The organism is Chrysanthemum yellows phytoplasma, from assembly GCF_000803325.1.
Classification (GTDB): Bacteria; Bacillota_I; Bacilli_A; order Acholeplasmatales; family Acholeplasmataceae; genus Phytoplasma; species Phytoplasma asteris.
Window position 1 is genome coordinate 1 of sequence record NZ_JSWH01000183.1, and the last position, 970, is coordinate 970.

General features: G+C 28.8%; 1 protein-coding gene. It reads left to right on the forward strand.

The genetic code is table 11. The annotated features are described in order from the left end of the window. Window positions 1–513 precede the first annotated feature (513 nt). A complete protein-coding gene (locus tag OL66_RS03895; RefSeq protein ID WP_156956361.1) occupies window positions 514–690 on the forward strand; it encodes a hypothetical protein in 177 nt (58 codons plus the stop codon). Window positions 691–970 lie beyond the last annotated feature (280 nt).

A 970-nucleotide genomic window follows, 5' to 3' on the forward strand; every position in this document is an offset into this window, starting at 1 on the left:
TTTGTATTAATTTTAATGTGATTATAAATAATTAATAATAATATAAAAAAGAAAAAAAGCATCCTTAAATGGGGGTAAGTTTTAGTTTTATTTAATCAAAACACTAAACCTGATGACACACCAACATCCCCCAAACCCACACAATCTTACAAACCTGATTACATTAATAACGAAGGAATTTATACAGGAAGTCAAAGCAACCAAAATCCTTACTTACCTTCTCAAACATTTACACCCACATCACAACCACAAACAAAAAACGAAAAGAAATACGAATACGAAGGGGAACTTTATGATTTAGAAATGGTCCTTAACTTTAAAACCACTATTGAAGCAAGTATTAAAACCACCCAAGATTCAATTAAAAATTATCAAACTGAAAAAGAAAAAATCACCTAAATAAAACCACAACAACAAAGAGATGAAAAAACAACAAGTTTAAACGAACATAAAACCAAACTAACAAACTAACAAACACAAAAAAGCAAACCAAACCTAACCCCCGAACAAAAAATGGCAATTGAATTACAACTTGCCGAATCCAAAATTGAAATTGAAAATTTAGAACGCGAAATTGGTATATTAGATGGGCAAATTAAATCAGTTGAAATGTTTGAAACACAATTTAATAGAATAATAGAGCGTCTCCAAAATCCCTTTCCGACTACCAAAACAAACTATCCAAAATAAACGAACTACTCAAAAACTAAAACATACCCAAAATATTTTACCCTCCCAACATATTTTAGGCATAAAACCCACCCCCCAACCAACCAATATACCTAAAATATAAAAGAAAGGAGGTATAACAATGAATTTAAACACAATCCCCCATCCCAAAATAACAAAAAATTACTTAAATAATATTAAGATTATCTTAAATGATAGTCTTTTTTTTTTATATAATGACTTTTTACATAATAATAGTTATAATATAAATGTGGGGAAACACTTGTCCCTTCAATATATA

Excerpts from the sequence above, each read along its gene's own strand:
- OL66_RS03895 (WP_156956361.1), top strand. The coding sequence starts at position 514 with ATGGCAATTGAATTACAACTTGCCGAATCCAAAATTGAAATTGAAAAT.